Here is a 22187-nt window from a genome sequence, read left to right on the forward strand (position 1 = left end):
CCCAAGGGGCTGGAGTCCTTCTACGGTCAGAAGGTCGAGTGGTACGACTGCGTGGCCACTGGTGGTATGGCGAAGTCCGCTGACAGGACCGGTTTTCAGTGCGCCAAGGTCAAGGTGCCGCTGGACTACTCCCAGCCCGATGGCCAGACCATTGAGATCGCGATGAAGAAGCACCTGGCCACCGGCTCGGTGCGCCAGGGCACCCTCTTCGTCAACCCCGGCGGCCCCGGCTACTCCGGAGTAGACATGGTGGAGAGCAACGAGACCCAGTTCTCGCCCACTCTCAACCAGGCCTACGACATCATCGGCTTCGACCCCCGCGGCGTCGGCTCCTCCACCGCCATCACCTGCGACGACGGCGCGGGCCAGCAGCCCGCCAAAGCCGCCCAGGGGGGCATGGGTGTCAACGACCCCCAACCCGGCTCCCTCGTCGCCGACGCCGCCGGGGACGACCCCACCCCCTTCCGGGACGCTGAGAATCCTGCTGCCGACGGCGGTGCGGAGGGCAACATCAGTTTCCCGACCCTGATCGACGAGATCACCAAGGACTTCAAGCAGGAGGAGGCCAACTGCGCCGCCCACACCAAGCCGGCCGGTCTGCTCGACCATGTGGACACCGTCTCGGTGGCCCGGGATCTTGATGTCCTGCGGGCCCTGTCCGGGGACCAGAAGCTCAACTACCTGGGCTTCTCCTACGGCACCTACCTGGGGGCGACCTACGCCGAGCTCTTCCCCGTCAACACCGGCCGCATGGTCCTCGACGGCGCCGTCGACCCCTCCCTGTCACTGAGGGACCGGGCCGCCGGGCAGGCCAAGGGCTTCGAGGCCGCACTGCGCACCTACGTCCAGCAGTGCCAGTCCGGCCAGGCCGTCCAGGAGAACCAGAGCTGCCCCCTCACCGGTGACGCCGACGCCGGAGTCCAGCAGGTTCGGTCCCTCATCGCCTCAGCCGACAAGACGCCGCTGAAGACCGCGGACCCGAACGTCACCGTGGACGGCAGCACGATCCGCAGCGTCGTCCGCCGGTTCCTGTACTCCTCCGAGTACTGGCCCTTCCTCACCTACGCCCTCGACCAGGCCATCACCCAGAAGGACGGCTCCTACATCCAGGTGCTCTACGGCAAGGCGACCGCCGGCGGCAGCGCCCCGACCTTCTACGCCGTCAACTGCCAGGACATCCCCGTCCAGGGCGACATGGCCAGCTGGGAGAAGGACTACCAGCAGATCCTCCAGAGCTCGCCCACCTTCGGCGCCTCCTTAGGCAACCAGGATGCGCGCTGCCAGGCCTGGGGGCACAACGGGACCCGCAAGCCCGCACCCATCCACGCCAAGGGGGCGGCCCCCATCCTGGTGGTGGGCACCACCGGTGACCCGGCCACGCCCTACGCCTGGTCCCAGGCCCTGGCCGATCAGCTCGCCTCCGGCCGGCTCCTGACCTGGGAGGGCAACGGCCACACCGCCTACGGGCGCTCGGGGGCCTGCGTCCAGAAGGCCGTCGACACCTACCTCACCAGAGGGACCATGCCCGAGGAAGGCCTGACCTGCAAGAACGGACAGTGACGCCGGGCCGTCCCCGCCCCCGGGGCCTCGATGGGAACTTCTCCCCACTCCGTCTCCAGGAGGAGGCCCCGGGCGGCCCGGCCGCATAAGGTTCACGTCGTGACTACTGCGACTTCTTCTCGGCCTCGTATCAAGCCTCTGCTCGTGGCGCTCGCTGCGCTTCTGGCATGCGGGGGCCTGACCGCCTGCCAGGACAACACCAACATCAAGGCCTCGCCGGCAACGGCGTCGGCCTCGGCAGCGGTTCCGGCCGGGCTGGAGAGCTTCTACAACCAGAAGGTCTCCTGGTACGCCTGTGACAAGAAGGGGATGGGTGAGGCGAAGTCGGGGAAGGACACCGGCTTCACCTGCGCCAAGGTCAAGGTGCCGCTGGACTACGACAACCCCGGCGGCGAGACGATCGAGATCGCGGTGAAGAAGCGGGCCGCCGGCGGGGAATCGGTCGGCTCACTGTTCATCAACCCGGGTGGGCCGGGAGGGTCGGGCATCGAGCTGGTCGAGAGCGCCGGTTCCTACTTCTCCAAGAACCTCACCAGCTCCTACGACGTCGTCGGCTTCGACCCGCGCGGCGTGGGCGCCTCCACGGCGGTCGACTGCCTGACCGACGCCGAGCTCGACGCCGAACGAGCCGGGGCGAACGACCCGGAGACCCCCTCGGCCACGGCCACCCAGGAGCGGGCTCAGAAGATGGGGGAGGCCTGCGCGTCGAAGACCAGCCCCGCGGGGCTCCTGGACCACATCGACACCATCAGTGCCGCCAAGGACCTCGACATCCTGCGGGCGGTTGACGGCCAGCAGACGCTGACCTACCTGGGCTTCTCCTACGGCACCTACCTGGGGGCCACCTACGCCGAGCTGTTCCCGGCCAACACTGGTCGTATGGTCCTCGACGGCGCCGTCGACCCCTCCCTGAGCGCCGAGGAACTGGCCCTGGGGCAGGCCAAGGGCTTCGAGGCCTCGCTGCGGGCCTACGTGCAGAACTGCCAGAGCTCCAAGCTGGGCTGCCCCCTGAGCGGAGACGTCGACTCCGGTGTCTCCCAGGTCCGCGAGTTCCTCGAGTCCACGAAGACGGCGCCGCTGCCGACCTCCGACAGCAAACGGCCACTGACCTACGACCTGGCCGTCTACGGGGTGCTGGGATCGATGTACCAGACCCAGCTGTGGCCCTCCCTCACCCTGGCGCTGTCCCAGGCGATGGGCAAGGTGGGCAAGCCGGACGGAAGCGCGCTGCTGGCCATCGCCGACGCCGTCTCCTCCCGCCAGAGCGACGGTACCTACTCCAATAACGGCGCCGAGGCCCTCATGGCGGTCAACTGCCTGGACTACCCGGTCCAGGGGGACAACGCCTCCTGGGAGGAGAACGCCAAGGCCGTCAACGAGGCCTCACCCACCTTCGGCTCCCAGCTGCTCTACCCCGACGCCTACTGCCAGGGCTGGGGCCACACATCGAGCCGCAAGCGCGAGAAGATCACGGCCTCCGGTGCCGCACCGATCCTCGTGGTGGGCACCACAGGTGACCCGGCCACCCCCTACGCCTGGTCCCAGGCCCTGGCCGATCAGCTCGAGTCCGGCCAGCTCCTGACCTGGAAGGGCAACGGCCACACCGCCTACGGACGTTCCAACGACTGCGTCAAGAAGGCCGTGGACACCTACCTGCTCAACGGGACGATGCCGGACAAGGGACTCACCTGCTGACCATCGCCAGGCAGGCCGGCCCGACCGGTTCCCGCAGGCCATGAGACCGGCCCCGGACGACGTGAATGTCGTCCGGGGCCGATTCCTCAGCCGAGCCGCACCGGCGCTGCGGGGCTCCGGAGCGCCCGACTCACTGGCTCAGCTCACTGGCTCAGCTCTCCGGCGATGGAGCGTCCCATCCAGCCGGCCAGGTCGTCTCCCGCCAGTCCCTGCGAGAGCAGGAACTGGACCTTGGCGTAGGCGGCCTCCAGGGTCATGTCGCGGCTGCCGACGGCGCCACTGCGGGCCAGTGCGTCCCCGGCCTCGTAGTGCCCCAGGAGGACCGCGGACTCGTGGCACTGGGAGGTGACGATGACGGCCGTCCCGGCGGCGATCACCCGTTCGACGACGTCGGTCAGCCCCGGCTCCTGGGACGGCACGTTGCCGACTCCGAAGGCCCGCAGGATCACGGCCTCGGGCAGCGGCGTCAGCAGCGCCTCCAGGCGGGCCGCGGTGATGCCCGGGACCAGGTCGATCACGACGACGTCGTGGCGGGTGTAGGGGGCGGCGTCCTTCCAGCCGATACCTGACGACACGCTCTGCGCCCACTGCCACGGGGCGCCAGTGGTGGCCAGAGGGGCCGCGTTGGGGGACTCGAAACCGGTGAAGGCCCACGAGGAGGACTTCGTCACCCGGTTCCCGGCCAGGAGTCGATGACCGAAGAACAGCGCCACCCCGTCGAGGCGCCCGGAGGTGGCGGCCTTGAGCGCCCCGGTGACGTTCGCCGCGGCGTCGCTCCCCAGCACTCCGAGCGGGAGCTGGGAACCGGTGACGACGACCGGAACGCTCAGATCCGTCAGCGCATAGGACAGGGCGGCGCTGGTGTAGGCCATCGTGTCGGTCCCGTGCAGGATGACGAAGGCGGTCTGCGGGTCGGCCGCGGCGTGGGCGCGCAGGTCGTCCACGATCGCCTGCCAGGACAGCGGGGTGGCGTTCGAGGAGTCGATGAGCGGGGCCAGTGAGGTCACCGTCACTGAGCGCGCCAGGGGTGTGCCCGCCAGCAGTGAGTCGAGCCACCCCTCCAGATCCGCGCCGGGAACGAGGCCGTGAGGGGAGTCCACCATGCCGATGGTGCCCCCGGTGTAGGTGATGTGAACGTGCATGGGCTCAGCCTCCTGCCGGTCAGGCCTCGTACGACGGGGCGGATGCGGCTTCGTCCACCTCGTCGGCAAGGACCTCGTCGAGCAGGTCGCCCCGAATACGTCCCCGTACCGCGTACCAGCCCGCCACCATCATGACGGCGATGATGGCGAACAAGCCCAGGGTCCAGCGTCCGGCCGGGTCGGCCACGTTCGAAAGGACGACGATGGTGAAGAAGGCCAACGCCGCGTAGTTGGACCATGGGGCCAGGGGCATCCGGTAGGCCGGGCGCACCTCCGTGCCCTCGTGCACCCGACGCAGGAAGGCGAGGTGGGTGACGAGGACGGCTCCCCAGGTCCCAGCGATGCCGATGCCGGCCAGGTTCATGACGATGTCGAAGGCGTCACCGGGCAGGTAGGCGTTGAGGACGACGCCGAGCAGCCCCAAGGCGGAGGTGATGATGATGCCCCCGGCAGGAACCTGGTGCTTGTTGAGCCCGGCCGCCACCCGAGGGGCCTCACCGGCCACGGCCATGGAGCGCAGGGTGCGTCCGGTGGCGTACAGGCCGGCGTTGAGGGAGGACAGGGCGGCGGTGAGGACCACGACCTGGATGATGTCGCCGGCGTAGGGCACACCGATTCCGGAGAAGAAGGTGACGAAGGGCGACTCGGTCTTGGAGTAGGACGTGTAGGGCAGGACCAGAGCCAGCAGCATGACCGAGCCGACGTAGAAGACGAAGATGCGCAGAATCATCGAGTTGATCGCCTTGGGCAGGATTTTCTCCGCGTCCTTCGCCTCTCCGGCGGCCACGCCCACCATCTCCGTGCCACCGAAGGCGAAGACGACGCCGAGGGTCAGGGCGAAGACGATCGGGAATCCCTCGGGGAAGAAGCCACCGTTTCCGAGGATGTTGTGGGCCCCTGCGGTGATCTCCCCTCCGTGGGGGTCCGTTCCGGTGTGAAGCCCGAGCGCTATAGCGACGATGGCCACCACCATGAAGGACACGATGGCGGCGACCTTGATGAGCGCGAACCAGAACTCCGCCTCACCGAACATCTTGACGTTCAGCATGTTGAGGATGAAGACCAGGACGAGCGCGACGAGCGCGAAGACCCACTGCGGGACAACCTTCAGAGCCGTCCAGTAGTGGAGGTAGAGGGCCACGGCCGTGATGTCCGCCATGACGGTGACTGACCAGTCCAGGAAGAAGAACCAGCCGGTGATGTAGGCGCCCTTCTCACCGAGGAACTCACGGGCGTAGGAGACGAATGCTCCGGAGGAGGGTCTGCGGATGGCCAGCTCGCCCAGAGCACGCACCATGAGGAAGGCGAAGATTCCACAGATGGCATAGGCGAACATCAGTCCCGCCCCGCCGTCCTTGAGTCGGCCGCCGGCACCCATGAAAAGGCCCGTGCCGATGGAGCCGCCAATGGCGATCATCTGCAGGTGACGGTTCTTCAACGACTTGTTGTATCCGGCGTCGCCGCGGTCCCGGATCTGGTCGGGTTGGGAAGCGGGGGAGGGTGAAGGCGAGGCACCCGAGTGCAGTGATGGAGAGGTGGGGGAGTGGCTGGACGGAGACTCGCTCATGGGGATCCTTACGGACAGGGAGACCTGTTGAATGACGTGCGGAGAATACCGGGCCCGGTCGGTTCGGGTGATGCGGGGCGGCTGCTGAGGTCAGCCGTACTCCTGTCCAGGATGCGCCCTGCCGCCGTCATGATCTAGTGCTGAGTCGAGGAAACCGGGATGTTCTGGGGCCTGAGAGGGGCCTCCGGCTTCAGCTGCGGCGGTGAGGCGGCGAGGAGGGAGGTCGACTGTGTTGAGGAACACGGTTCTCCTTGCGGCACTGGATTGCGGTGGCGGCCGCAGGGCCGGTATGTTCGGCTCTGCTGCTTGTGCCAGCGCCGCCTTAGCTCAGTCGGCAGAGCGATTCACTCGTAATGAATAGGTCGTGGGTTCGATTCCCACAGGCGGCTCGATCAGCCCCGGGAGGTAATGCCCCCGGGGCTTTTGGGTACCGGGCGCCTCACCCGCGGCCTGTCGATGTGCCCTCCGGCACATCCGGTGGCTACAGCGGTTGTTCCATGTGTGGGTTTTCTGGGATGACCGTGTGGCCGAATCCCTTCGTCGCCCAGTGGCCGGTCGGGTCATGGCCCCAACGGGGCGGATTCGTCCGGCTTGACGTGATGTGACCTCAGGGTGGGAGCCGTGGTGACGCAGACATTCTCTTCCGGCTGAGAGAATCCCCCACCGCTATCTGGGAGTCGCCTGGGAGATTGGCTGTCTCGGATTGACTGATCGTTGGATACCTCTATGCGGCCGGAGGTGAGGGGGTGTCGTGCCTGGATTGTTCCGCCAGGTCTCGTGGGGATCTCCAAAGGGGACCTCAGTGCTTTCACAGTTTTCGTCTCAGTCATCAAGGTGTTCAGGGTGGTATGGCGGCGCGTATCGCTGTGTGATTGGGGGGCGGGGTGGCTGGTAATGAGGGTGGCGAAAAGCCGTGTTGCATTGAGGGCAACTATTGTTTAATCTAACGTTGTCCGCAGCGGGATACATCCTTCAGGCCCGCTCCCTCCACTCAGAATGAGGAATCATGGCACAGAAGACTCAGGTCATCCTCGTCGACGATGTCGACGGGTCCGAGGCCAATCAGACCGTCACCTTCGCCCTTGACGGCGTCACCTACGAGATCGACCTGAACGACGAGCACGCAGCTGCTCTTCGTGAGTCCCTTGAGGAATGGGTCGGAAAGGCTCGTCGCACCGGCGGCCGTCGCAGCTCCGGTCGTCGTCGTTCCAGCGGTCCTTCTGACACTCAGAAGATTCGCGAGTGGGCTCGCGAGCAGGGCCTCGAGGTTTCTGACCGCGGTCGCGTCTCCGCAGAGGTGCGCAAGGCCTACTACGAGGTCAACCCCGGCAACTGAGGGAACATGGGGTGCCCGGCTCACATGAGGCCGGCACCCCGCATCGAGTCATTCTCGAGCTGATTGCCACCTCGCACCACGGCTCTGGTTGTACGCTCAGGCGCATCACCAGAGCCGTTGTGTTTTCAATACGTGAATTCGCTCCGTGAACGGGCGTTATCGCTGCGAGCGGTACCTTCGGGCCGATGCGCTCGCGCCCTCGCCCGCTGAGATCTCCCTTCTTAGGCCTCGCGCCATGCCCGCGATCCTGGCAGGATAGGGCCATGGCTTACACCCTCGTACTGCTCCGCCACGGCGAGAGCGAATGGAACGCGAAGAACCTCTTCACCGGCTGGGTCGATGTCCCGCTGTCAGACAAGGGCCGCGCCGAGGCCGTCCACGGTGGTGAGCTCCTCAAGGAGGCAGGTGTCCTCCCCGAGAAGCTCTTCACCTCGATGCTGCGCCGCGCCATCATGACCGCCAACCTGTCCTTGGACGCCGCGGACCGCCACTGGATCCCGGTGGAGCGCAGCTGGCGCCTCAACGAGCGCCACTACGGCGCCCTGCAGGGCAAGAACAAGAAGGAGATCCGTGACGAGTACGGAGAGGAGCAGTTCATGCAGTGGCGCCGCTCCTACGACGTGCCGCCGCCGCCCATCGAGGCCGGCTCGGAGTTCTCCCAGGATGCCGACCCCCGCTACGCCGGTGAGCCCATCCCCGCCACCGAGTGCCTCAAGGACGTTCTCGAGCGCCTCCTGCCCTACTGGGAGGGCACCGTCGTCCCGGAGATCAAGACCGGCAAGACCGTCATGATCGCCGCCCACGGCAACTCGCTGCGCGCCATCGTCAAGCACCTCGACGACATCTCCGACGACGACATCGCCGGCGTCAACATCCCCACCGGGATCCCGCTGGTCTACGAGCTCGACGAGGAGACCCTCAAGCCGCTCAAGAAGGGCGGCCGCTACCTCGACCCCGAGGCCGAGGCCAAGATCGCAGCAGTGGCCAACCAGGGCAAGTGAGCCCCGGCGATCTGCCGCACCCTCAATGACGCGGGCGGCGTCGGACCCTAAGGAAGGTCCGGCGTCGCCCGTCTCGTCGGCTCCAAGTGCTCAGTGGAGCGCGTCAGCGTCCTCGGCGTCATGCGTCTCGGGCATGGAGGCTCCCGAGACGAGGTAGGCCACGCGGCTGGCCACCGAGGTGGAGTGGTCGCCGAAGCGCTCCAGGAAACGGCCCATGAGGACGGCGTCAATGACCTGCTGGCGGCTCAGGTCGTGAGCCGGGTCCAGGATCATCTGGAAGGAACGACGGTGCAGGGCGTCGAGCTCGGCGTCGTTGGCCTGAATGACGGAGGCCAGCTCCAGGTCCCGCGTCGAGATGAGGCGGGCGACGTCCCTGCCCGCGCGCACCGCCAGGTCCGCCATCTCCAGGATCAGCCCCAGGACCGGCTCGGGCAGCGGCGGCTCGGGGTAGCGGCCGCGGGCGATGGCCGCCACGTGGCGAGCCAGGTCGCCCTGGCGCTCCAGGGTCTGGGCCATGCGCAGCGCAGACAGGACGTTGCGCAGGTCCCCGGCCACCGGCTGCTGGCGGGCCAGCAGCATGACGCACAGGTCGTCGATGTCGCGCTGGAGGTCGTTGATGCGCTCGTCGGCGTCGATCACCTGCTCGGCGATGACGATGTCCCCCTGGCGCAGGGACTCCGCGGCCCGCTCGATCGCGGTGGCGACCTGGTTGGCCATGGACTCGAGGTCGGAGCCCAGCTGCTTGAGCTCCTGGTTAAAGATGGCGCGCATGAGGCTGCTCCTGTTCCGGGCGAGGACCGATGGATCGGGCCGGTCGGTGAGGTGGCGGGGCGGCGCTGCTCGACGATCCGGTCGAGGCCGCCGCCAAGGATGTTGTCCCTAAGCACAGCAGCCCTGCGACGCCGCCGCAAGCGGCACGCCCACAGGCGGTGCCGGCCGGTGGGTGCCGTCGGGGCTCAACTACTCTAGAGGCGTGGGCCTGACCGTCATCGTTCTCCTCCTCGCCGCCGCCGCTTTCACGTGCCTGGGGGTGGGGATCGGTGTCGCGCTGTCCCGGCGCGAGCGCAGGGCGGCCACGAGCGCCGCTGACCTGGCAGGCCTGGCCGGGACCGACACGGCCGTCCCGGTGCTGGCGGCACTGCGCTCGACAGTCGTCGTCCTCGATGACGACGACGAGGTCCTGCGCGCCTCGGCGTCGGCCTACACCTTCAACATCGTGCGCGACGACGCCGTCGTCGAGCCGACCGTGGTGGCGATGGTGGGGCGCGTGCGCGCCTCGGGCCAGGCGCAGGACGCGGCCGTCACCGTGGCCCGGGGGAGGGTGCCGGGCGCGGGCCAGTTCCACCTGCAGGTGCGCGCGGCCGGCATCGGCCAGGGGCGCGTCCTCATCCTCATCGAGGACCACACCGCCGCCCGCCGGGTGGAGGCCATGCGCCGCGATTTCGTCGCCAACGTCTCCCACGAGCTCAAGACCCCGGTCGGCGCGATCCAGCTGCTCGCCGAGACTGTCGAGGCCGGCGCCGACGACCCCGACTTCGTGCGCGACTATTCCGGGCGCATGCGCAAGGAGGCCCGCCGCCTGGGCGTCCTGGTCCAGGAGATCATCGAGCTCACCCGCCTCCAGGAGGGTGACGCCCTGGCCGAGCCCGAGGTCGTCGACATCGACGACGTCGTCGCCGAGGCCGTGGACCGGGTGCGCGTCGAGGCCGACGGCCGCCAGATCGCCCTCGTGGCCGGCGGAACCAAGGGACTGCGGGTGCGCGGCGACGCCGCCCTCATCACCACCGCCGTGCGCAACCTGCTGGACAACGCCATCCGCTACTCCGAGCCGCGCACCCGGGTCTCGGTGGGCGTCTCGTTGGACGCGGAGGACCCCGACATCGTGCGCATCGCCGTGGTCGACCAGGGCATCGGCATCCCCAAGGAGGAGCAGGAACGCGTCTTCGAGCGCTTCTACCGCGTCGACAAGGCCCGCTCGCGCGCCACCGGGGGCACCGGCCTGGGGCTGAGCATCGTCAAGCACGTGGCCGCCGACCACGGCGGCACCGTCGAGCTGTGGTCCGCCCCGGGGCGCGGCTCCACCTTCACCCTCGTGCTGCCGCGCCTGGGCGAGGGCGAACCGGTGAAGGGCGAGTCGGTCGGGACTGGATCAGCCCAGAATGAGCCTGACGAAGCCGCCGCGGAGCACACCCCCGGGAGCGGGTCATGAGCCCGGCAGAGCGCTCCGCAGGGACGGGCGCAGAGGCTGGTGCGGTGCCGGGCGCGGGGGCGCCCACCCCCTCCGGTGCACCGGCCGCGTCGTCAATGACGCCGGTGAGCGGCCCAATGCGGATCCTCCTGGTCGAGGACGAGGAGAACTTCCGCGACCCGCTCGCCTTCGGTCTGCGGCGCGACGGCTTCGAGGTGGTTGAGGCCGAGGACGGCCAGCGCGCCGTCGAGATCTTCGAGGCCTCCCGGCGCCCCGGCGGCGTCGGCCCCATCGATCTGGTCCTGCTGGACCTCATGCTGCCCCGCCTGGGCGGGATCGAGGTGTGCACCCGGATCCGGCGCTCCTCCTCCGTGCCGGTCATCATGCTCACCGCCAAGGACACCGAGCTGGACAAGATCGTCGGCCTGGAGATCGGGGCCGACGACTACGTCACCAAGCCCTACTCCTACCGGGAGCTCCTGGCGCGCCTCAAGGCGGTCCTGCGCCGTAGCCGTGCGGCCGCCCCGGAGCCCGAGCCGGTGCTGGTCGCCGGCGGGGTGCGGATGGACGTCGAGCGCCACGAGGTCAGGGTCAACGGCGAGGTGGTCGCCATGCCGTTGCGGGAGTTCGAGCTCCTGGAGCTGTTTCTGCGTCACCCCGGCCGCGTGCTCACCCGCAACCAGATCCTGGAGCGCCTGTGGGGACCCGATTACGAGGGCGACACGAAAACTCTGGACGTCCATGTCAAACGGCTTCGCGGCAGGATTGAGGCCGACGCCTCCAAACCGGTTCTCATCACCACGGTCAGGGGGCTCGGCTATCGCCTGGACGGGGATTCTGAGCACTGATTCTCCATTGCGGGTGGCACCGCAGTTCTCGCCGCCGGTCCCGGGCCGCGCCCGCCGTGACCTCTGTGAGATACGTCCCCGATCTTTGCGCGGAATGACCTGATAAACTAGAGGTCCGCAAACCAGTCTGGAGAGTCATCCTTATGACCTATGAAGTCGGTGAGACTGTCGTCTACCCGCACCACGGGGCCGCCCGGATCATTGACATCCGGCAGCGCAAGGTACGCGGTGAGGAGAAGACGTATCTGCAGCTCGAGGTGGCCCAGGGTGACCTGACCATCTTGGTTCCCGCCGAAAGCGTTGAGCTCATCGGCGTCCGTGACGTGGTTGATGAGACCGGTTTGGAAAAGGTCTTCGAGGTGCTGCGGGCGCCGCTGACCGAGGAGCCCACGAACTGGTCTCGCCGTTTCAAGGCCAACCAGGAGAAGATCGCCTCCGGGGATGTCATCAAGGTTGCCGAGGTCGTGCGGGACCTCTCCCGTCGTGACACGGACCGCGGCCTGTCCGCCGGCGAGAAGCGCATGCTCGCCAAGGCCCGCCAGATTCTCGTCTCCGAGCTGGCCCTGGCCCAGAAGACTCCCGAGGAGGAGGCCGAGTCCCGCCTGGACGAGGTTCTCGCGTCCTAGTACCGCGCAGCGCTCGTGCTCAGGTTGTCGAGGACGCGGTAGCGTCCTGCCCGTGAGCACCAGCCCTTCATCCCAAGCATCCGCCCCGCCCGAGTCCGCTCCGGGTGGGGCGGTCGCCGTTCTCACTGCGGCGGGCTCCGGTTCCCGCCTGGGCGCCGGGGTTCCCAAGGCCCTCGTCCCGGTGGGCGGTGTCAGCCTCCTGCGGCGGGCGGCGGCCGGGCTCATCGCCTCGGGCGCCGTCAGCCACGTCGTCGTCACCGCCCCCGCTGAGGAGGTCGACCGGTTCCGCGCCGAGCTCGAGGGCCTGCTGGACGGAGCAGCCGGGGCTGGGGCGGGACGATGCGGTGGGATCGAGGTCGTTGCCGGCTCTCCCTGCTCCAGGCAGGCCTCCGTGGCCCTGGGGCTCGCAGCGGCCCTGGCCGCCGTGCCGCAGGCCGACGTCGTCATCGTCCACGACGCCGCGCGGGCGCTGACGCCCTCGGAGGTGACGCAGCGGGTGGTCGCCGCTGTGCGAGCCGGACACGAGGCCGTGGTCCCGGCGCTGCCCGTGACCGACACCGTCAAGGAGGTCGAGGCCCGCCCGGCGGGGGAGCCTGAGCCCGTCGTCGGCACCCCCCGACGCGACCGGCTCCGGGCGGTCCAGACCCCCCAGGGATTCTCGACCCCCGTGCTCGTCGCCGCCCACCGGGCCGGGGCCGGGCGGGCCGCAGACGAGGCGCTCGCCGCCTCCGACGACGCCGGCCTCGTTGAGGCCTGTGGCGGCAGCGTCGTCGTCGTCGCCGGTGACGAGCGCGCCATGAAGGTGACCACGCCGATGGATCTGGCCCTGGCCGAGATGCTCCTGGAGCGGCAGTCCGCTCAGGGGGAGCGCCCTGCCGAGGCCAGTGGGGAGAACTGACGATCAGGTCTGTTCCCCTTTCGGTACCGCCGCCGGCCCGGATGGTTCTATCGTCTCTCCTATGAGCACGACAGTGACTGCTCCGACGCGGGCCGGCTCCCGCACCCGGCTCCTGTCCTGGCCCGTCATCGCCTGGGGCCTGTGGGACTGGGGGTCGGCGGCCTTCAACGCGGTCATCACCACCTTCGTCTTCACCGTCTACCTGGTCAGCGACTCCTTCGGGGCCAAGGCGGACAACGAGTCGGCGCTGTCCCTCGGGCTGGCCGTCGCCGGGCTGTTCATCGCCCTGCTGGCGCCGGTGACCGGGCAGCGCTCGGACCGGGGTGGGCGGACCGTCTTCTGGCTCGGGGGCTACACCGCGGTGGTGGTGGCGGTCTCGGCGGCCCTGTTCCTGGTGCGGCCTGAACCCGGCTACCTGTGGTTCGGCATCGTCCTGCTGGGGATCGGCAACATCTTCTTCGAGCTGGCCTCGGTCAACTACAACGCCATCCTCAACCACCTGGCTTCCAAGGACCGCATCGGTGCCGTCAGCGGTCTGGGGTGGGGGATGGGCTACCTCGGCGGCATCGTCCTGCTGCTCATCCTCTACGTCGCCCTCGTGGGGCCGAGTCCCCTGGTCTCCTTCTCGGCCGGAAGCGGGATGGGGGTGCGCGTCGCCATGCTCGTGTCGGCGGCCTGGTTCGGCCTGTCCGCACTTCCCGTCCTCATCAACCGCTCCCGCAGGCTCGGGCGCTCCCGTGCCGAGGACGTCGGGGAGGTCAGCGAGGGGATGGCGACCGCTGAACCGGGACGGGACCGGGCCGCCATGGAGGCTGAGCCGGTGGAGGCCGTCTCCCACCAGGGCAGGCGCAAGGAGTCGATCCTGACCTCCTACAAGCTGCTGTGGCGCACCCTGCTCCAGCTGCACAACTTCCAGCCGCGTCTGCTGTGGTTCCTGCTGGCCGCCGCCGTCTTCAGGGACGGGCTGGCCGGGGTCTTCACCTACGGCGGCATCATCGCCCAGAACACCTTCGGCTTCTCATCGGGCGACGTCATCATCTTCGCCATCGTGGCCAACATCGTGGCCGGCATCGCCACCATCTGGGCCGGGCGGCTCGATGACCGCTTCGGGCCGCGCAACGTCATCATGGCCAGCCTCATCATCCTGGTGGTGGCCGGACTGCTGGTGTTCTTCCTGCACACCGCCGGGGCCGTGGCCTTCTGGGTGCTGGGCCTGCTCCTGTCGGCCTGCGTGGGGCCGGCCCAGTCGGCCGCCCGTTCCTTCCTGGCCCGCCTCATCCCCGAGGGGCAGGAGGGAGAGATCTTCGGGCTCTACGCGACCACCGGGCGGGCGGTCTCCTTCATGGCGCCCGCGATGTACGGCATCTTCATCTACCTGGGGACGCGCCTGGTCGGGCAGGGCGCGAACTACTGGGGGATCCTCGGGATCGTTGCGGTGCTGGCGACCGGGCTGCTCCTCATGCTGCGCGTGGGCAACCCCGTCGCCGAGGAGGAGTCGGCCGCGTAGGCCGCCGTCGCGTTCGTACCTTATGCCTCGCGTTCGGGGGTTAAGGGTACGAACTCGCGACCTACCCTACGAACTCGCGGACTAACCTACGAACGCGAGGCGCTTCATCACGGCGAGGCCCTCCTCGGCGCTGAAGCCGAGTGCCCTTACCCCGGCCCGTCTGTGCTTTGAACCGGTCTACTCCACGAGGGTGGGGATCTACTGGCCGCGGGTTGTGTGTACTGCACGAAGGCCCCACCTACCTGGAGTACTCCCGACCCTCCTCCAGTGGCACCCCACCCTCGTGGAGTGGGCATGGCCGGCAGCTTGGTGTCCATGACGCTGACATCAGCTCCGCACCGACGCGGCACGCCGAAGACCAACCGCGGAATTTCAACGATTCTCAAGGGGGGTTTCAAGGGTGGGCTCGTTGATGTCAGTGCTGTGGACACTGGGCGGAGGACGGGATCGACTCCGTGGAGCCTTGGAAGCGAAGCCGGGTGCGAGCTACTGGGGGATTCTCGGGATTGTTGCGGTGCTGGCCATGGGGCTGCTCCTCATGCTGCGCGTGGGCAATCCCGTCGCCGAGGAGGAGTCGGCCGCGTAGGCCGCCGTCGCGTTCGTACCTTATGCCTCGCGTTCGGGGGTTCAGGGTACGAACTCGCGACCTACCCTACGAACTCGCGGACTAACCTACGAACGCGCGGTGTTTCACGAGGGGGGGTATCGGGTTATCGGCGTGCAGACGGGTCGAGAAAGGACTCGGCCCGCGGTTCGGAAGTCCGAACCGCGGGCCCAAGCCTCGCGAGGTCCCACCTGCAACCCGGGGTCCCATGCACCCGAGGAGGCGGTTCCTCCTTCGCCGAAACGATGATGTCAGGCTCCCTATGACCCGACTTCATCTCAGGGGATCGATCTGTCACTGGGCTCCCCAACCCTCGAGACCGTTCCTGTCCGGCGGCAACTACTATGTAACGCCCTCACCCTGTGAGGACGAGGGGCAGATCCCTGGGAAAAATCTGGGAAATTCGCGGACGGGTTGGTTCGGTGACTCAAGTCGTCCCCTGAGGGGGATTGGGGCTCAGTTCCGCTCAGGAGACAGGGGAGAACCGCACCGCGGTGCCCGAGGCAGTCACCATGAGCATGCCGTTGTCCGTCCCCAGTGTCTCGTAGTCGATGTCGACGCCGACGACGCCTTCAGCGCCGAGCTCCTGGGCGCGTTGAACCATCTCCGCCAGGGCTGTCTCCCTGGCCTGGATCAGCTCTTCCTCGTAGGACTGGGAACGGCCTCCCACGAAGTTTCGGAACCCCGCGGCCATGTCCTTGAGGAAATTGACTCCTGCGACGGTCTCACCGCAGACGACACGCAGGTACTGGGTCACGGGGTAGCCCTCGACGGTGGGGGTGGTGGTCACGAGCATGACGACGATTCCGTTCTTGTGGGGTGGTGGTTGGTGCAAGCACCCTACACGAGGCCTTATGGTGCGGCCCGCTTCGCCAAGCGCAACAGGCGGCTGTAGCGCTCGCTGATCCGCGCATGGGGGACGGGCTCTCCGTCGAGGCTCCAAGCCAGGAGGTGCTCCAGGCTGAATCGAGAGGCGCAGCGCGAGCACGAGACGGGTGAGGCCGGACGGCGCATGCGGTCCACCTCGTGGCCCGCCGGGCACCTGCCCACCCAGCGTCCCCGTAGCCGGGGAGCCTGGGCGTCGATGAGCCGCCGGCCTGTCGCTCCCAGTCGAGTCGCCTCGGCGGCCCAGACGGCGTCGTGCCCGTGGTGGGGGCCGACGCGGGCATGGGCGATCTCGTGCAGGATCGTCTCGCGGACCTGGGCCTCGTCGTACAGGCTCATGAGATGGCGGCTGAGCGTGAGCCGACGTCGTGCATGATCCGTCTGGCCGGCCCGCCGACGCGCCCGGTCGAAGGCCAGATCCCAGTCGCCGACGTCGGCCTCCTCCATGAGGGAGTGCGCCAGGCTCAGGACGTCGGGAAGATTCACGGCCCCACGGTATGCGACGGCGGACTCACCCGGCCGACGGCGGTGCTGTGGGACGCATCGCCTCCCGTCGAATCCCGGTCGGACAGTCGTCTTGGGAAGCCCGGGCTGCTTCGGGCCGTGCATCGGCCCGTGATGTGACACGATGGCGCCGATGTCCCACCATCCCTCCGGCCGACGTCCGCGGCCCCAACGAAGCACCGCAGGATCCGGCTCGCCTCAGCCCGCACGAGCGCCGCGCAGTGCCCGCCCAGCCGCGCAGCGCGGTACCGATCACGCCCGGCGGGAGGATGCGAGTCGCCGTTCCGGGCGGGCGAAGAGGAGCCGAGGAGGCCGTGGGCGCTTCGGGCTCCTGCGCGCCGGTGCCAGACGGAGGCGGGGGCGCAGGGGCGGTGTCCGTCATCCCTTCCTGAGAAGCCCGATCGGCGTCGCCCTGGTCGCCTTCCTGGTCACGCTCCTGGTGGGACTCATTGTGCTGCGTGCAACCGGTTCCTCACTGGGCGGCTTCGCTCTGGGGTGGGGGTGGGCCTCCGATACCGGAACAGCTTCTGCGCCAGCACCCCTGGTGCCCGACGCCAGCGGCTTCAACGCCGCCCGCATCATTGATGACGAGGTCTTCTACGACTCCCAGGCCATGACGCGCGAGGAGATCGCCGCTTTCGTCACCAAGGTCAACGCCGGCTGCCAGCCGGGCAGTGACGGTACCGAGTGCCTGGCCACCGCCACCTTCTCCGTGCAGGCCCGCCCGGCCAGCACCTTCTGCCCCGGAGGCATTGAGGCCGCCTCCGGTGTCAGCGCGGCCGACGTCATCTGGGAGGTCTCCCAAGCCTGCGATATCAATCCCCAGGTGCTCCTCGTCCTCATTCACAAGGAGCAGGGGCTGCTCACCGCCTCCGGCGCGAACCTGAGCGCTCGCGACTATGAGGCCGCAGCCGGTTACGCCTGCCCCGACCACAGGACCTGCGACCCCCAGTGGGCCGGCTTCCCCTCCCAGCTCTACGGGGCGGCCTCCCAGTTCCATCGCTACCGTCTCAACCCGGGCAGCTACGACGTCGTGGCGCAGCAGCCCAGACAAATCGCCTACTCGCCCGATGTGCAGTGCGGCAGCGGCGAGGTGACGGTGGCCAACCAGGCGACTGCGGGCCTGTACAACTACACGCCCTACCAGCCCAATGAGGCCGCCGCACACGGTGGGGACCAGTGCACCTCGTGGGGCAACTGGAACTTCTACGGCTACTTCAAGACCCTCTTCGGCGCTCCGACGTCGGCCTGAGGGTGTCCAGTGCGGGGGGGGGGCGGATTCCGCAGTATTTCAAGGGGCTTGAGGGAGGGCAGCAGCACGTTCGGAAGACCGTGACCGTATCGTCATCAAGCGTCACCATTTAGATGCGCGATTTCCAGTCTTCTCTCAGACAGCATCGGCAGAGTCGTAGTCACCGCTGAACGGTGGCGACCGTGAGGTACTGGGGAGTACCACTGACCGGCCATCACTGAGTCCGGGCCACAGCCAAGGGAATGTGCTCGGACGTTTCGGTGAAGGAGGACCCGCTGCCGAATGGGAACCGGTAAGCGACCTCGTTGCGAAGGGCCCGACCCGGTGGTTCAACCGGGGCGGGCCTTCGCAGTGCCTGGGCGCAGGACCATCCGGTCCGCGCCCAGGCATGTTTGCAGGGACCTGTCAGTGGGCATGACATGATGCGAGTATGACGCTGCCGCCGGTACTGGCGACCACCTGGGTCGTCATCGAGTACCTCATCAAGATCGTCGCACTGGGCACGGTTCCGGAGAACCGCCGCCCGTCGTCGTCGACCGCCTGGCTGCTGCTCATCTTCCTGCTGCCCGTCGTGGGGCTCCCGCTCTACCTGCTCATCGGCAGCCCGTGGGTGCACGGCACTCGGCGCCGCCAGCAGCACACCGTCAACGAGATCACCCTCGACTACACCCGCTCCATGCCGGACCTGCCCAAGGGCGCCCGGCCCTCGACCTACCTGGCCGGGGCGGTGCGCATGAACCGCAGGCTGACCGGCCTGCCCTGCGTCAGCGGTGAGGTGGTGGCCGTCCACGCCGACCCCCGCAGTACCTATGAGGCCATGGCCCGAGCCGTCGACGCCGCCACCGACCACGTGCACGTCGAGTTCTACATCATGAGCTGGGACGAGGTCACCGACGTCTTCTTCAGCTCCCTGGAGCGCGCGGTGGCTCGCGGGGTCACGGTGCGACTCCTCCTGGACCACCTGGGCAGCCGCAAGTACCCCGGCTGGAAACAGTTCTGCCAGCGCATGACCGACGCCGGCATCCGCTGGCGCCTCATGATGCCGCTGCTGCCGCTCAAGCGCCGCTGGCGCCGCCCGGACCTGCGCAACCACCGCAAGATCCTGGTCATCGACGGCGAGAAGGGCTTCATCGGGAGTCACAACGTCATCGACCCCTCCTACCGGACCCGGCGCAATGTGCGGGCCGGGCGCCGCTGGGAGGACCTGTCCGTGGAGGTCACCGGCGAGATCGTCCTGGAGGCCCAGGCCGTCTTCGCCATGGACTGGTTCTTCGAGGCCGGTGAGCAGCTCGAGGCCTTCGACCTGGCGCTGGGGACGCCGGCCGAGACCCTGCCGGAGATGGCGGGACTGCCGGGTATTCCAGTGGGCACGCCGGCCCCCAGACCTGGGCGGCCGGGCGCCGTCGTCAACGCCATGCAGCTCATCCCCTCCGGGCCGGGATACCCCACCGAGCCGAACCTGCGGATGTTCCTGGCCCTCATCCACGGGGCCAAGCGGCGCGTGTCCATCACCAGCCCCTACTTCATCCCCGACGAGGCGCTGCTGGCGGCGATGACGTCGGCCGCCTATCGGGGGGTGGAGGTCGAGCTGTTCGTGGGCAAGGAGTCCGACCAGTTCATCGTCAGTCATGCCCAGCGCTCCTACTACTCGGCGCTCCTGGCGGCGGGGGTGCGGATCTACCTCTACCCCTCGCCGACTGTCCTGCACTCGAAGTACATGACGGTCGACGACGAGGTCGGGGTCATCGGGTCCTCCAACATGGACTTCCGCTCCTTCGCCCTCAACTACGAGGTCATGCTGCTGGCCTTCGGCGGGGACCTCGACGACCTGCTGCGCATCAACGACGCCGACTACCGGGCCACCTGCGCCGAGCTGACCCCCGAGCTGTGGGCCACCGAGCCCTGGTACAACCGCTACGTGGACAACGTCTGCCGCCTCATGTCCGCCGTGCTGTAGCGGGGGCGAGGCCGGGCGTCTCGGTGAGCAAGGCGCCGGGAGAAAATGTGCTGACGGTCATATAATGGTGACTGAGAAGCCATGGCACGACGACCGGCTGTTGGGAAGGGAGGTGCGGCGTGGATATCCCTCAGTGGATGTGGGGAATGTTGCTCATGTGGGTCAGCATCACGCTCGGAACGGGGATCCGTCTGTACCGGACCAGACGCTCCTGGATGCGCAAGTACCGGGACGAGCGGTCCCAGCGCTGAACGATCCGGGTCGTCAGCGCGCTGTCTCATGGCTCCTGGGAGTTTCGAATGTCATGACGTCTCAAGACACCGGTTGGGTGGGTTTGCCAGATGGGAGAGGTGCTGCCTGCCCTATCGGAAGGGGCTGTTTCGGCTGCTCGCAGTCGCCCTGGTGGCGCCAGGCGTTGTCTGGGCGCAACGCACGAGGGCGGGGTGCTACTGGGGGAGGGTTGGGGGTACTCCGGGTAGGTGGGGCCTTCGTGCAGTACGGACAACCCTCGGCCAGTGGATCCCCACCCTCGTGGAGTATGGCGCTCACAAGACAGAATTGCATGCTCGATCTGTTCATATGAGCGGATCGGAGATGGTGAGAGCTCCTTTGAAGTGGCAGCCTTGTATAAAAGGTGCGATAGGTCGGCCCAGGCAGGACTCGGGCCTCGGCCGGCGTCGACCCGTGGCATCCGGGCCCCGGGTGAGCGCCAGGTAGAGGCCGGTGGGGTCGGGCCTGTAACGAAAGTGTCGGGCACGCTGCCGCAAGAACCCCGGGTTCGGGGTGAGTCTCTGAGGCTTATTCACAGGGCTAGCCGACGCTGGCATCTGCGCAGGTCGCAGCGCCTTTGACGGATGCTGTGAATAAGTCTCCTTTCGTCAGAGGAGGTGATTTTGTGGGCATTCCTGCGTGGGTGTGGGCGCTAGCAGTTGGTTGGAGTGGAGTTCTGGTGGGGACGGGAGTCCGTCTGTACCGGACCAGACGCTCCTGGATGCGCAAGTACCGGGATGAGCAGCCCCAGCGCTGACCTGAGCAGATCAACATGTATGGACGTCGTCGGCCCCCGCACCGCGATGGTGCGGGGGCCGACTGTGTGGAACCGGAGAAAGGGTCTGATGGGACGCGTGAGCCGGTGGCTCAGGCGTCGCGGCGGGTGAAGACGACCGCGGCGATCGCCAGCGGGATGATGGCCCAGGCGGCGAAGACGGCGATGGCCTGCCAGTGCTGGAGGAAGGTGGAGGTGCCTGCCTGTCCCCACTGGGTGGCCAGACTGAAGGGGTCGGAGACGGCGGTGGACAGGGTGTCCGGCAGGAGTCCCAGGACCCTGTTCGCCCACTTCCAGTGGCCGGCCATCATCTGGAAGGGAAGGGGGATGACGAACAGCACCGAGACCACCACGGTGATGGCCCCCGCCGTCGAGCGAGTGAGGTGGCCGACCCCCTGGGCCATGAGTGAGATGAACGCGAAGGACAAGCCGGTGCCCCAGAACAGCCCCAGGTAGTGGGCGTCGGTGAGAGAACCGGCGTGGCCTTTCATGAACGGGTAGGAGGCGGCGTAGGCCAGCGCCACGCAGAGGACCCCGAGGGCGAAGGAGAAGGCCGATCCGACGAGCGCCTTCGCCGCGAACAGACGCCCGCGGCGGGGAACGGCCATCATTGAGGAGCGGATCTGCCCCGAGGCGTACTCGCCGGTAATCACCAGGGCCCCCAGGACGGCGACGACGATCATGCCCAGTACCGAGCCCGCGGCGATCATGGTCTTGGCCTGGTCGGCCCGATCGGGGGAGCCGGCGTAGCCGATGGCCAGGCCCGCGCCGAACAGGACCGTGATGGCGATCGTGATGCCCGACGTGACCCAGGTGGAGGTCAAGGTACGCAGCTTGATCCACTCGGCGCGCACCGCGCTTACGAAGGACTGCCGACCAGCCACGCGGGGCCGGTCGGGCCAGATGGCGGCCTCCAGGACCCGCTCCCGTCTGGCGCGGGGTGTCCGAGAGACGGGGGTGGTTTTCTGGGGGGCCTCGAAACGGTTGACGCCCATGGCCGGGCCGGCTGCGGCGTCGATAGTGGTGGTCATAGTGCGTCAGTCCTCGGGATGCTCGTGGCCTTTGTTCTTCCTGAACGACTCCAGGTTAGGAGGGCTGGGTCCCGGTGTGATCGTCCCGGTGGCTGAACGCGGTAGGGGCGGTCTCCTCCCCCTGACGGAGGAGGGGTCGTCTGCGGGGATGATGAGTCGTTGCTTGGCCCGCGGGGTGCCCGGTGGCTGCGGGGCGAGGGCCGGGCGGTCAGCTGATTTGGGAGCAGGGCAGGCGGGAGGCAGGCCGGTTACAGCTCGGCGGCTTTGTTGAGGATGGCGGCTTCGTCTTGGCCCCTTGTGCTTTCGTGTGTGGGTGTCCAGGTGCCGTTGTTGCAGGTGAAGGTCAGCCAAGGGTCGGCGACGTCGGATGTGGTGTTCAGTGCCCAGTTGTTGAGCTGGAGTGTGGTCAGTCCTGCGGCTTGGCAGTTGTTGACGGTGTGGACGACGGGTGCCGCTGCCTCGGGGGTGAGGTCCTTGGTGTCGTCGGTGACCAGGCCGGTGATGGACAGAGTGGTGCCGTCGAGGTCGATGGTGCCGGTGG

Annotated in this window: 19 protein-coding genes, 1 tRNA gene and 1 pseudogene; 14 read left to right on the top strand and 7 right to left on the bottom strand. The window is 68.0% G+C overall.

What is annotated here, in order from left to right:
• On the top strand, positions 1–1560 hold a 1560-nt coding region (locus tag BKH20_RS03475; protein WP_256693015.1), incomplete at its 5' end, for an alpha/beta hydrolase.
• Positions 1561–1590: 30 nt separating this feature from the next.
• Positions 1591–3255, top strand: a complete 1665-nt coding sequence (locus BKH20_RS03480; RefSeq protein WP_143224931.1) for an alpha/beta hydrolase — start codon at positions 1591–1593, stop codon at positions 3253–3255.
• A gap of 143 nt (positions 3256–3398) precedes the next feature.
• Here BKH20_RS03480 and BKH20_RS03485 read toward each other — a convergent pair whose 3' ends face one another.
• Positions 3399–4397: an asparaginase gene (locus BKH20_RS03485; protein ID WP_075389946.1), complete on the bottom strand. Its 999-nt coding sequence runs from the start codon at positions 4395–4397 to the stop codon at positions 3399–3401.
• Between the two features lie 19 nt (positions 4398–4416).
• Positions 4417–5964, bottom strand: a complete 1548-nt coding sequence (locus BKH20_RS03490; RefSeq protein ID WP_075389947.1) for an amino acid permease — start codon at positions 5962–5964, stop codon at positions 4417–4419.
• 316 nt (positions 5965–6280) lie between these two features.
• Here BKH20_RS03490 and BKH20_RS03495 point away from each other — a divergent pair.
• The 3 genes from BKH20_RS03495 (at position 6281) to BKH20_RS03505 (ending at position 8301) form a co-directional block, all read left to right on the top strand.
• Positions 6281–6353 (top strand) — tRNA-Thr (locus BKH20_RS03495).
• Positions 6354–6970: 617 nt separating this feature from the next.
• A complete protein-coding gene (locus BKH20_RS03500; RefSeq protein WP_070659414.1) occupies positions 6971–7300 on the top strand; it encodes a histone-like nucleoid-structuring protein Lsr2 in 330 nt (109 codons plus the stop codon).
• Between the two features lie 263 nt (positions 7301–7563).
• Positions 7564–8301 carry a phosphoglyceromutase gene (locus tag BKH20_RS03505; protein WP_070659416.1) on the top strand — a complete coding sequence of 246 codons (738 nt, stop codon included), beginning with the start codon at positions 7564–7566 and terminating at the stop codon, positions 8299–8301.
• A 90-nt stretch (positions 8302–8391) separates the two neighbouring features.
• Here the strand turns inward: BKH20_RS03505 and phoU are convergent, their stop codons facing one another.
• The gene (gene phoU, locus BKH20_RS03510; RefSeq protein WP_075389948.1) at positions 8392–9072 is read right to left on the bottom strand and encodes a phosphate signaling complex protein PhoU; all 681 of its coding nucleotides are present in this window, start codon (positions 9070–9072) and stop codon (positions 8392–8394) included.
• A 202-nt stretch (positions 9073–9274) separates the two neighbouring features.
• Here phoU and BKH20_RS03515 point away from each other — a divergent pair, with 202 nt between their 5' ends.
• The 6 genes from BKH20_RS03515 (at position 9275) to BKH20_RS14525 (ending at position 14954) form a co-directional block, all read left to right on the top strand.
• Positions 9275–10510: a sensor histidine kinase gene (locus BKH20_RS03515; protein WP_075389949.1), complete on the top strand. Its 1236-nt coding sequence runs from the start codon at positions 9275–9277 to the stop codon at positions 10508–10510.
• A gap of 95 nt (positions 10511–10605) precedes the next feature.
• Entirely contained in the window at positions 10606–11337 is a 732-nt protein-coding gene (locus BKH20_RS03520) for a response regulator transcription factor (RefSeq protein ID WP_081381578.1), read from the top strand.
• A 143-nt stretch (positions 11338–11480) separates the two neighbouring features.
• Entirely contained in the window at positions 11481–11963 is a 483-nt protein-coding gene (locus tag BKH20_RS03525; RefSeq protein WP_003779424.1) for a CarD family transcriptional regulator, read from the top strand.
• 52 nt (positions 11964–12015) lie between these two features.
• Positions 12016–12861, top strand: a complete 846-nt coding sequence (locus BKH20_RS03530) for an IspD/TarI family cytidylyltransferase (protein ID WP_075389950.1) — start codon at positions 12016–12018, stop codon at positions 12859–12861.
• A 61-nt stretch (positions 12862–12922) separates the two neighbouring features.
• Complete coding sequence (locus BKH20_RS03535) at positions 12923–14368, top strand: MFS transporter (RefSeq protein WP_075389951.1); 1446 nt, start codon at positions 12923–12925, stop codon at positions 14366–14368.
• Positions 14369–14831: 463 nt separating this feature from the next.
• Entirely contained in the window at positions 14832–14954 is a 123-nt protein-coding gene (locus BKH20_RS14525; RefSeq protein ID WP_256693016.1) for a hypothetical protein, read from the top strand.
• 484 nt (positions 14955–15438) lie between these two features.
• Here BKH20_RS14525 and BKH20_RS03545 read toward each other — a convergent pair whose 3' ends face one another.
• A complete protein-coding gene (locus BKH20_RS03545) occupies positions 15439–15768 on the bottom strand; it encodes a putative heavy metal-binding protein (protein WP_070659427.1) in 330 nt (109 codons plus the stop codon).
• Between the two features lie 56 nt (positions 15769–15824).
• On the bottom strand, positions 15825–16343 hold the full coding sequence (locus BKH20_RS03550) for a SprT-like domain-containing protein (protein WP_075389953.1): 519 nt from the start codon (positions 16341–16343) through the stop codon (positions 15825–15827).
• Between the two features lie 151 nt (positions 16344–16494).
• On the opposite strand from BKH20_RS03550, the gene BKH20_RS03555 reads away from it, so the two are divergent.
• The 3 genes from BKH20_RS03555 (at position 16495) to BKH20_RS14530 (ending at position 19821) form a co-directional block, all read left to right on the top strand.
• Entirely contained in the window at positions 16495–17613 is a 1119-nt protein-coding gene (locus BKH20_RS03555; RefSeq protein WP_256693017.1) for a hemagglutinin, read from the top strand.
• A gap of 430 nt (positions 17614–18043) precedes the next feature.
• Positions 18044–19570: a phospholipase D-like domain-containing protein gene (locus tag BKH20_RS03565; protein WP_075389954.1), complete on the top strand. Its 1527-nt coding sequence runs from the start codon at positions 18044–18046 to the stop codon at positions 19568–19570.
• Between the two features lie 119 nt (positions 19571–19689).
• Positions 19690–19821, top strand: coding sequence for a hypothetical protein (locus tag BKH20_RS14530; RefSeq protein ID WP_256693018.1), 132 nt, complete (start codon positions 19690–19692; stop codon positions 19819–19821).
• Positions 19822–20707: 886 nt separating this feature from the next.
• Here BKH20_RS14530 and BKH20_RS03570 read toward each other — a convergent pair.
• Complete coding sequence (locus BKH20_RS03570) at positions 20708–21646, bottom strand: ABC transporter permease subunit (RefSeq protein WP_081381579.1); 939 nt, start codon at positions 21644–21646, stop codon at positions 20708–20710.
• Positions 21647–21894: 248 nt separating this feature from the next.
• Positions 21895–22187: pseudogene (locus tag BKH20_RS03575) on the bottom strand (hypothetical protein); the annotation flags it as partial.

The organism is Actinomyces oris, assembly GCF_001937445.1.
In the GTDB taxonomy this organism is placed as follows: domain Bacteria; phylum Actinomycetota; class Actinomycetes; order Actinomycetales; family Actinomycetaceae; genus Actinomyces; species Actinomyces acetigenes.